The sequence below is a fragment of the Armatimonas sp. genome, from assembly GCF_964826245.1.
This window is the reverse complement of record NZ_CBAYMC010000230.1, coordinates 1-6,803: the sequence shown is the minus strand read 5'-3', so window position 1 is coordinate 6,803 and position 6,803 is coordinate 1. Positions and strand designations below refer to the sequence as shown.

Annotated in this window: 8 protein-coding genes; 5 read left to right on the top strand and 3 right to left on the bottom strand. The window is 60.1% G+C overall.

From position 1 onward, the window contains the following. The 3 genes from AC1XOS_RS17985 to AC1XOS_RS17975 form a co-directional block, all read left to right on the top strand. Window positions 1-345: hypothetical protein (locus AC1XOS_RS17985; RefSeq protein ID WP_481963597.1), on the top strand; the 345-nt coding region annotated here is incomplete at its 5' end. 66 nt (window positions 346-411) lie between these two features. After that, the gene (locus AC1XOS_RS17980) at window positions 412-801 is read left to right on the top strand and encodes a BlaI/MecI/CopY family transcriptional regulator (RefSeq protein ID WP_481963596.1); all 390 of its coding nucleotides are present in this window, start codon (window positions 412-414) and stop codon (window positions 799-801) included. Then, window positions 798-986, top strand: a complete 189-nt coding sequence (locus AC1XOS_RS17975; protein ID WP_481963595.1) for a hypothetical protein — start codon at window positions 798-800, stop codon at window positions 984-986. The genes AC1XOS_RS17980 and AC1XOS_RS17975 overlap by 4 nt, the downstream gene beginning before the upstream one ends. A gap of 90 nt (window positions 987-1,076) precedes the next feature. Here AC1XOS_RS17975 and AC1XOS_RS17970 read toward each other — a convergent pair whose 3' ends face one another. Together AC1XOS_RS17970 and AC1XOS_RS17965 are read right to left on the bottom strand one after the other, a co-directional pair. Beyond that, window positions 1,077-2,327 carry a Gfo/Idh/MocA family protein gene (locus AC1XOS_RS17970; RefSeq protein WP_481963594.1) on the bottom strand — a complete coding sequence of 417 codons (1,251 nt, stop codon included), beginning with the start codon at window positions 2,325-2,327 and terminating at the stop codon, window positions 1,077-1,079. A 62-nt stretch (window positions 2,328-2,389) separates the two neighbouring features. Continuing rightward, complete coding sequence (locus tag AC1XOS_RS17965) at window positions 2,390-3,733, bottom strand: clostripain-related cysteine peptidase (RefSeq protein WP_481963593.1); 1,344 nt, start codon at window positions 3,731-3,733, stop codon at window positions 2,390-2,392. A 332-nt stretch (window positions 3,734-4,065) separates the two neighbouring features. Here AC1XOS_RS17965 and AC1XOS_RS17960 point away from each other — a divergent pair, with 332 nt between their 5' ends. Together AC1XOS_RS17960 and AC1XOS_RS17955 are read left to right on the top strand one after the other, a co-directional pair. Beyond that, window positions 4,066-4,725, top strand: coding sequence for a sigma-70 RNA polymerase sigma factor region 4 domain-containing protein (locus AC1XOS_RS17960; protein ID WP_481963592.1), 660 nt, complete (start codon window positions 4,066-4,068; stop codon window positions 4,723-4,725). Next, the gene (locus tag AC1XOS_RS17955; protein ID WP_481963591.1) at window positions 4,722-5,270 is read left to right on the top strand and encodes a hypothetical protein; all 549 of its coding nucleotides are present in this window, start codon (window positions 4,722-4,724) and stop codon (window positions 5,268-5,270) included. The genes AC1XOS_RS17960 and AC1XOS_RS17955 overlap by 4 nt, the downstream gene beginning before the upstream one ends. Window positions 5,271-5,300: 30 nt before the next feature. Here AC1XOS_RS17955 and AC1XOS_RS17950 read toward each other — a convergent pair whose 3' ends face one another. Further along, window positions 5,301-6,764 carry a DUF1501 domain-containing protein gene (locus AC1XOS_RS17950; protein WP_481963598.1) on the bottom strand — a complete coding sequence of 488 codons (1,464 nt, stop codon included), beginning with the start codon at window positions 6,762-6,764 and terminating at the stop codon, window positions 5,301-5,303. Window positions 6,765-6,803 lie beyond the last annotated feature (39 nt).

Here is a 6,803-nt window from a genome sequence, read left to right as displayed (position 1 = left end):
GGAATCAGCGGCGGGATTCTGCGCCTGAGTGCCCTCCCCCACACCTCAACAGCCGTGCTCGGTGTCCAGCTTGCGGGCGGCAACCGCGAGGGCAAGTGGCACACGGCAGTGCTAATAAACCTGGCCACGGGCAAGGCGGAGCCGTGGGGCGAGTACGGCTGGAGCGGACTGTGTGTCGCCCCCGATCACAAGCGCTTTGTGACGTGTTTTAACCGCATGGTCAACGGCAAAGAGGAGCACGTACTCTGCCTGGGAAGCCTGAGCGCCCCTCGGAAACTGACGCGGATTCTCACCAGCTCCCAGCGCCTCCACGCCGACTGGCGCGGCGGCAGACGCGTGCTCTAAAAACAAATGCTAAAAAATTCGCACCAAACTCTTGACAACTAAACGCCGATGTGCGAAAATTTTCGCATGGAAGCAAGTGATAAGCTGAGCCGGCGCGAGCGACAGCTGATGGACATTATCTGGGAGCGCGGGCAGGCCAGTGTCGCCGAGGTGCTCGAAGCACTCCCCGACCCGCCCGGCTACAACACGGTTCGGACACTTCTTGGGATTCTGGAGAAAAAAGGGCACCTCACACACACCGAAGAAGAGGGGCGCTATATCTACCTGCCCATCGCCCCCGCTCAAGCAGTCGCAAAGACGGCTCTAGAGCGGGTTGTCACCACTTTCTTTGGAGGCTCGATCGAGCGCACGGTTGCCACGCTCTTGCAGTCCAAAGAGCGCACCCTCAGCGAGGACCAGCTTGCCCGGCTCTCCGCTTTAATTGCGGAGGCGAAAGAAAACGAGAAGGTGCCATGAGCCCGATCTTGGAGCTGATCGTCAAGGCCACGGTCTTGCTGGCACTCGCACTCCTGCTAGAGGCAGTTGCCCTGCGCCGCGCTCGCTCCCTAGCCGGGGGTGAGGGGGGCGAAAATGGACATGCTGGCGAGGGAATGCATGCCTGTGCAGGTAGAACTTCTGGGACTACAGGCACAACTCTTTAATATGGAGCTATCTCCAACTCAAATGAGGGCTTTACATCTCCGTCCGTAAAGTCCCCCTTCGCAAAGCAGGAAGGGGGAGGGGGAAAAACGCTACATGGCGAGGGGGTTCCAGTCGCGGCTGTAGAGCGGCAGGAGGCGGAAGTTTGCATCCCCTGCGCCGTCGCCATAGAACTGGCAGGCATCGGGGTTGAAGTTCAGCGTCTTGCCGGGCTGCCACGAGGCGATATTGCCCATCAAGACAATCTCGGTGAGGGGGCCGGAGTAGCCAAAGTGGGTGCTACACTTGCCCGGCGTGGGGCCGTGGCCGGGGCTGCGGCCTAGCGCGACATCCACCCACTCGTGGTAGTGGCTGACGGACTCCACTTTAGCGGGAAGCTTCTCGACACGCTTGCCACTGTTGTCCCAGACCGAGGGAGTCGCCCAGTGCGGGACGACCATCTTGCCATACTCCCCGACCACCACCGAGCCCGTGTTGAGCTCCTCAAACATCTCAGGCAGGAGTGTTTTGGCGGGGCGTGTGTCGCCGTGGTACCAGTGCAGCGCGACGGTCTTGGCCGTGCTACGGGTTCCGGCGAGCTGCCAGGTGATATGGGCGTTGTAGGGGAAGTTCAGCACACTGGGTGGGGCCTCCAAGTGGCTCACCACCGAGAGCGGCGTGCTCAGACGCGTGCCAGAGAGCACCGGGTCAAGAATATGGCAGGCCATATCGCCTAGTGTCCCCGTGCCAAAGTTCTGCCAGCGCCGCCAGTTGCCCGGATGAAACTCGTCGGGGAGAAAGGGAACCTTGCGGCTGACCCCACAGTAGAGGTTCCAGTCCATGTTTGCGGGGGGCATCTCCGCCATGCGCGGCGGGCGCGCGCCGCCCCAGCCCTTGCCGCAGAACGAGTGAATCTCTTGGATCTTGCCCAGCACGCCTGCATTAAGCCAGGCAATCGCCGTGCGGTAGCTGCCCTCACCGTGGATCTGGATGCCCATTTGGGTAGCAGACTTTGGGTGCTTCTCCGCCGCCAAGCGCATCGCACGCGCCTCACCGACGCCGCGCGTCAGAGGTTTCTGCACATAGGCATGGCGGCCTAGCGAGAGCGCCTTGAGGCCCACGGGAGCGTGCATATGATCGGGCGTGGCGCAGAAGACCGCGTCGCACTCCACGGTATTGAGCAGCTTCTCGTAGTCCGCAAACCGCGCCGACTCGGGGACACTATAGCGCTCCCCAAAGCGTGCTTGTGCCCCTTTATCGGGGTCACAGACCGCGACAATCTTGACTTCTTTGTGCGAGGCGATATTGGGGACATCACCCCCCGCTTGCCCACCACAACCCACCAGTGCCAGACGAAATGGCATAAAAAAATCCTCCTACACCACCATTCGGTGCGCACAGGAGGATTTCCTTCACCAGCATGGACTCACACGGGGCCGTTCGCCAAGAACTCCTGCCAGCGTGGGGCATCTTGGGAAAGCTTGAGCAGCGTGTAGCGCTGCCCAAAACCATTGGCTTGCTGAATATCTATCGAGCGGTAGCGGCTCGGGGTCGGAAGAAATGCCGCGATTCCCTGGGAGTTGGGCGAGTACTGCTTGGTCGTGACATTGCGAACAATCGCCGCTTTAGCAGCGTTGCGCACCGCCGCTGTCTTTTGCTTCAGAGTCGCATCGTTGACCCGCACCTCAAGACGATCTAAAAAGTGTAGCAGGTCTTTGTTTTCGGCGTACTCATAAGACTGCGCATCTTCTCGGGCGAGGCTGATATCGGGACCAAAGCTGGCCTTGAGATCCATAAGAGTTGCCCCAAGATCGTTGAGCGCACTCACGATACCTGGCACACGTGCTGTCTCCACCACGGACTGCGTGATGCCATAGAGATTGGCAAAGCGGGTCGAGGTATCTTCGGCATAGTGGATTGCCAATGCTCTGCCATCCATATCGGGGTTGCCTGCCAGCTTCCCCATCGTCAGGTCGTAGGCATAGCCCTCACCGGGTGGGGACTCCTCGGAGCCGACGATATAGTTGGCGGTATCGCGCCACTCATAGAGTACCTCAATCATCTGCATCAGCGAGCAGTCCACACTGAGCAGATCCCATTTCTTGCCCTCGGGGTGCACAATGGCTCCGGGAACCGCGATCGTGTCAATATGATTGTTGGTGGTATCGTCGTAGGAAACCCCACGTGTCGCGGGAGGCCGCTGTGAGCGCGTCTTCACCGAGCGCCAGCCTGCCCCATGGTTCCAGATCACGAGGTTATAGCGCTCGGCGGGAAATGTCCGCACGCCCCAGTTGATAAAGTCCTGAAGCTCACTGGGACTTCCCATATCAATGCTATCGCTCTGGGAGATTAGGGTGGAGGTGATCGTGGAGTCGTTACCATCACGGTCAACATAATAGCGGCGCGTGTCGCTCCAGTCGCCGTTTGAGTTGTCAAAGCGCCCCCCAATTCGCTTGAACTGGGTCACCATATTGACATCCGCCGTCGAGCCGATCTTCTCCATCTGGTTCATGTTGAGAACGCCATAGGTCTCTAGATCGTTGGCACCATTGATAAAGACCAGCACGGTCCATTTCTTCTTCGGCTGAACATCAGCCCCCTCGCCAACAATGCTCCAGCTACTGCCCTGAGGACTGGGAGTGCCCGTCTTTTGGAGACGCGAAGAGGGAGGAGTTATGCCGCCACCATTACCTCCACCGCCGCTACACCCTGTTAGTGCCACTGTCATTGCGCTCACTCCCAGCAGAGAGAGTAGCTCTTTTCTTGTCATACTCAACGTCCGTTCCTTCATCGCCAAATGCCTACCTCAAGGAATACTTTCCGAGTCAATCTGATACACTTCGCGAGATAATCCTTCAAACTGTTTATCAGCTCTCAGGGTTCCTCAGGTTATAATAAAGCGACACTTTCCATTTTATCAGGCACAAAACTCGTAAAATTACTTTTTCCGGGTTTGTGCCCTCCCAGACAGTACCCTCCATGATAGACGCATCAAACGCAGAAAACTGGGCCTACCGCCCCTTGACCCGAACCCGTAGAGAGGACAATAGTCCCTATAAACGAGAGCGACAGGCAGAGGAAGAGATCCAGCGTCTCTGTAAAATGCGTTCCCGGGCGCGCAGAGAGACGCTCCTCGCCCGAGAGCCTGCCGGTAGCCCCGCGAGGCTTCGGGAAGAGACTCTGGTCTATGCGCTTCGGGAGTGCGCGGTGCGCGGTGATGACGAGATGGCGTGGGGGATCGCGGAGCTTTTGACCGAGCGCGTGAGTGGGCATATCGCCCGACAGCTTGCCAAGTGGCGGCTCCCTCAGGAAGATGCGGACGACGTGACGCGCGATCTGTTCGCGCTTCTCTTCGATGCGCTCTTCTCACGAGAGGCGACCGGAGAGTTTTGGGAAGTGCGATTCTGGGTGTGTCTGGACAGACGGCTCTGGAACTTGGTGGAGAAGCGGCAAGCAAGCCTGGATGTCCAGCTCCGTGAGAGCAGTGAGCAGGAGGCGAGCGAGAGCGGCGAGTCCTCCATGCTCCGGATCCGCGATAGTGGGCCGGGGCCGGAAGCCTTAGCGGAGTACGGCGAGGCACTCACCGCTCTCGCCGAGCACGAGCGCCTGGCGGTGTACCTAAAGTACATCGAGGGACTGCCGGAAGAGAGCGACGATCCCAAGCGCCAGACCGTGGCGAAGATCATGGGAGTGACAGGGCGGACGGTACGTAACTACCTGCGCCGTGCGGAGCAGAAACTGCGGGAGTGGAACGAAAAATGAACGAAGAGCTAGCCGATACGATTTTAATAGAGTTTGCCAATGACACCACAGCACAAGTGGCGGACTGGGCAGCACGCTACCCCGCGCAAGCTCGCGAGTTCGCCTACCTGGCTGCTGACCGTGCTTTCCCCGCTGCCAGCGCAAATGGAGCCCATGCTCAGTCCATTGGCCTGTCTGTGCTCCGCGAGAAGCGCGTGGCCTACAGCGCCGCCACCTTCGCAAGCCTAAAGTCCGTCGCGGAGGCCAAAGGCCACACGGCCGAGAGCCTCGCCGCTGCGCTGAAGTTGCCCCTCGGGCTGTTCTGGAAGCTGCACCGACGGTTGGTCGCGTTTGAGACCATCCCGCAGGCGCTACTCTCCCAGCTCGCCGAGAAACTCGACAGAAGTGTGGACGAGCTTGCTCGCTACCTGCGCCAGCCCCCGCAGCTCGCCGCCGGAGCCAGCTACCGCAGCGACTCTGCCCCACAGGCCACTCAAGAGTCGTTCGCCAGCGCCCTCGGCAACGACCCCGACACCACCTACGAGATGCGCCAGAGCTGGGGATAAAGCCCCCTGCCCCCACAAGTGAGGGAGGCTTTAGCTCAAGATGCTCTTGATCACGCTTGCGCCCTCAACCCCCGTGAGCTTGGCATCGAGCCCCTGGAACTTGTAGGTAAACGCCTCGTGCTGGATACCGAGCTGGTGGAGCATAGTTGCGTGGAGGTCGTGCACCGTCGTGATATTCTCGACTGCGGCGTAGCCCAGCTCATCGGAGGCCCCGTATACCATCCCCCCGTGAACCCCCGCCCCCGCCAGCCAGACCGTCATGGACTTGTTGTGGTGATCACGTCCATTGCCCTGCGACATCGGGGTGCGCCCAAACTCCCCCGCCCACACAATCAGCGTGTCGTCGAGCATCCCGCGCCGCTTTAAATCCGTGATGAGCGCCATGCACGCCCGATCGATCTCCTTGGCTTTTAGCGTCACGCCGTTTTTAATATCGCCGTGGTGGTCCCAGTCCTTATGGTAGAGCTGGATAAAGCGCACGCCCTTCTCCGCAAGCCGCCGCGCCAACAAACAGTTGCTGGCAAACGAGCCATCGCCTGGCTGACAGCCGTAGAGCTCCAGGGTCTCTTTTGTCTCCTGCGAGATGTCCATTAAGTCCGGCACCGACGCCTGCATCTGAAAGGCCAGCTCATACTGCGCGATTCTTGTGGCGATCTCCGGGTCGTCTACGAGGGAGTTGTACGCTTTATTGAGCGCATTGATCGCCGCGATATCTGTCCCTTGCCGGCCACGCGTCACGCCGCTCGGGTTGGTCAGATAGAGCACCGGGTCGCCCTTGCTACGCAGCTGGACGCCCTGGTACTTGCTCGGCAGAAAGCCACTGCTCCACTGGCGCGCCGCGATGGGCTGGTTCTGTCCGCCTTGGCCCAGCGAGGTCAGCACCACAAACCCCGGCAGGTCCTTGGCAAGGCTCCCCAGCCCGTAGGTAATCCACGAGCCCATACTCGGCCTGCCCGCGATCTGGCTACCCGTGTTCATGAACATGTGCGCCGGGTCGTGGTTGATGGCATCCGTGGTCATGGAGCGGATAAAGCAGACCTCATCAATCACCGAGCCGAGCTGGGAAAAGAGCCCGCAGATCTCGATCTGGCTCTTTCCAAATCTTTCAAACGGGAGCTGCGGCCCAAAGCAGGTGAGTTTCTGACCCTGGAGCTGCGCGATCTGCTGGCCCTTGGTCATGCTCTCGGGCATGGGCTGGCCGTTCATCTGCGCGAGCTTGGGCTTGGGGTCGAAGGTCTCTAAGTGCGATGGCCCACCCGCCATGCTCAGCCAGATCACGCGCTTGGCCCCCCTAACCCCCGCCGAGCGGGGGGAATTTAAGGAATACCCTTCTGATTTGTCCCCCCGCCGGGCGGGGGTTAGGGGGGAAGCCTTCGCCTCCAGTGAGGCTAACGCTAGTGCGCCGAGGCCTTGGGTGGCCTTGCCTAGCAGCGCCCGGCGGGTCAGTTGCTGCGCGCGGAATTGCTTGAGTTCGTCTTCCCTTGTGATTTTCATGGTCGTGTTATCGTCTCGTGGAGGTTGAGGAGCACGCGG